Source organism: Variovorax sp. 22077 (genome assembly GCF_052044195.1).
In the GTDB taxonomy this organism is placed as follows: Bacteria; Pseudomonadota; Gammaproteobacteria; order Burkholderiales; family Burkholderiaceae_C; genus Variovorax; species Variovorax atrisoli.
Genome location: NZ_JBQEQC010000061.1, coordinates 1 through 2,685 on the forward strand (window position 1 = coordinate 1; position 2,685 = coordinate 2,685).

Annotated in this window: 2 protein-coding genes and 1 pseudogene; all 3 read left to right on the forward strand. The window is 65.4% G+C overall.

Annotated features, from left to right (window positions below; all coding sequences use genetic code 11):
* A pseudogene (locus ACTJLF_RS34420) lies at nt 1–94 on the forward strand (chemotaxis protein CheW); the annotation flags it as partial.
* Nucleotides 95–137: 43 nt separating this feature from the next.
* On the forward strand, nt 138–1,739 hold the full coding sequence (locus ACTJLF_RS34425) for a methyl-accepting chemotaxis protein (protein ID WP_354326145.1): 1,602 nt from the start codon (nt 138–140) through the stop codon (nt 1,737–1,739).
* A gap of 21 nt (nt 1,740–1,760) precedes the next feature.
* A partial coding sequence (locus tag ACTJLF_RS34430; RefSeq protein ID WP_440884874.1) for an MCP four helix bundle domain-containing protein occupies nt 1,761–2,685 on the forward strand: 925 nt, incomplete at its 3' end.

Here is a 2,685-nt window from a genome sequence, read left to right on the forward strand (position 1 = left end):
CACGCTGGACGAGCGGATGCTGATCCTGGTGGACATCGACCGGCTCATGTCCAGCGAGGAGATGGGGCTGGTCGAAGCCGCCACCGTGGCCTGAACGCGGCGCAGCCGCCCCACCCTTCACCTCCAACTCCTGCACCATGAACCTGCTCTCCAACCTCCGAATCGGCAAACGGCTGGCACTGGCTTTCGCCATCGTCCTCGGCCTGACCGTGGTTTCCACCGCCATCGCCCTGGTATCGGCGCGCAACAGCGCGGAGGCGACGCGGGTCATGATGCGCAGCCCGCTCGCGAAGGAACGGCTCATCTCCGACTGGTACGTGCTGACCTATTCGGCCATCGCCCGCACCTCGATGATCGCCCGCACCACCGACGAGAGCCTGCCGGTGGTCTTCGCCGACGTCATCTCCGACAGCGTGAAGAAGGGCAGCGAGACCATCGCCAAGGTCGAGAAGCTGCTGGTGACGGACGAGGAGAAGGCCATCCTCAAGTCCATCATCGAGCTGCGCGCGAAGTACCAGGCCGCGAAGGACGACGTGGGCAAGGCCAAGGCCGGCGGCGACACGGTGGCGACCGCACGCGTCTTCAAGGAAGTCTTCCAGCCGGCGGCCAAGGCCTATGAAAGCCGCGTGCTGGACCTGCTGTCGCTGGAGCGCAAGGCCATCGACGACATGAGCGAGGCCATCGACGCAGCGAACACCCGCAGCTTCGACCTGCAGTTGCTGCTGACCGTGCTGATCGTGGTCAGCGGCGGCATCTTCGCCTATTTCATCTCGCGCAGCATCGTGCGGCCCCTGGCGCGCGCAGTGGAGGTCGCCGAGACCGTCGCCTCGGGCGACCTGAGCGCCAACATCGAGGTGCAGGGCCGGGACGAGACCGGCCAGCTCATGCTGGCGCTGCGGAACATGAACGAAAGCCTTGCCAAGGTGGTGGGCGAGGTGCGTGAAGGAACCGAAACCATCGCGACGGCGTCGAGCCAGATCGCATCGGGCAACCAGGACCTGTCTTCTCGCACCGAGCAGCAGGCGAGCTCGCTCGAACAAACGGCTGCGTCGATGGAAGAACTGACCTCGACGGTGAAGCAGAACGCGGACAACGCGCGTCAGGCGAACCAACTGGCGGTGTCTGCCTCCGAAGTCGCGGTCAAGGGCGGCAGCGTGGTTTCCCAGGTGGTCGACACCATGGGCTCGATCAATGCGTCGTCCAAGAAGATCGTCGACATCATCGGCGTGATCGATGGCATCGCCTTCCAGACGAACATCCTTGCACTGAACGCTGCCGTCGAAGCAGCGCGCGCAGGTGAGCAGGGCCGCGGCTTTGCCGTTGTCGCCTCCGAAGTGCGCAGCCTGGCCCAACGCTCCGCAGCAGCCGCCAAGGAGATCAAGACCCTGATCGGCGACTCGGTGGAGAAGGTCGAAGAGGGCAGCAAGCAGGTCGAAGAGGCCGGCCGCACGATGGACGAAATCGTCGGCAGCGTGAAGCGCGTGACCGACATCATGGGCGAGATCACTGCTGCGAGCCAGGAGCAGACCTCGGGCATCGAGCAGATCAACCAGGCCATTACCCAGATGGACCAAGTGACGCAGCAGAACGCCGCGCTGGTCGAAGAGGCTTCCGCAGCGGCTCAGTCGCTGAGGGAGCAGGCAGGAAGCCTGTCGCAGGTGGTCGGTGTGTTCCGACTTGGTGGCAGGCAGGCCGTCGACGAGGCCCATCGGCTGGACTTCGCTGCATCGGCAGCTTGAGAAAACTTGGAAGGCAAGACAATGCAGTGGTTCCAGAATCTTCGCGTCACCGTCCGGCTGATCCTCAGCTTCCTGGTGGTCGCGGCAATCGGCGCAGCAGTGAGCGCGCTCGGCATCTTCCACATGGGCCGCATCAGCGCGTCGACCGAGGCGCTCTATGCGAACGAGCTGCGCGCGGTGCAGGCCGTGCAGGAGGCCAACATCCGCCTGCTGTACGCCAGCCGCGCCCAGGTGACGCTGCTGTCGGCCGGCACGTTGGGAGAGCGCAATACGGGCGCGAACGAGGTCAAGGCGTCGATGGACGGGCTCGCTGCGCGTGCCGCCGAGGTCAAGTCTTTCTTCGGTGAAACCGAGGAGGGCGCAAAGCTGTTCGGCCAGTTCGAGGGGCTGGTCGGGCCGCTGACGGCGCACATGAACGACTTCGTGACCCTGCTGAAGAAGCAGCCGCTGGACAGCACCCAGTTCGACAGCCAGGTGAGCGAGGAGACCGCGCGCCTGCTGAAGGAGTCGCGCGGGCTCGAGGAAGTGCTGCAGCGCATGGTCGCCTACAGCAAGGATCACGCGCGCGAGCGTGCCGAACTGGCCGACGCAACCTACAAGACTTCGCGCGTGACGATGCTCGGGCTGGCGCTGGCCGGCATCGTGGTCAGCGTCGGCCTGGGCCTGCTGGTGGCGCGCCTGATGGGCCGGCAACTCGGCGGCGAGCCGCAATACGCAGCCGACGTGGTGGGCCGCATCGCCGACGGCGACCTGTCGCTGACGATCGAGGCCGACACAGTGCGCGACGGCAGCCTGTTGCACTCCATCCAGAAGATGCAGTCGCAGCTGACGTCGATCGTGCTGGAGATCAAGGATTCGAGCGACACCATCGCGACGGCGTCGGCGCAGATTGCATCGGGCAACCAGGACCTGTCTTCTCGCACCGAACAGCAGGCGAGTTCGCTGG

Bases quoted from the DNA above. Each gene is read 5' to 3' on its own strand.
- ACTJLF_RS34425 (WP_354326145.1), top strand. From the start codon at position 138: ATGAACCTGCTCTCCAACCTCCGAATCGGCAAACGGCTGGCACTGGCT.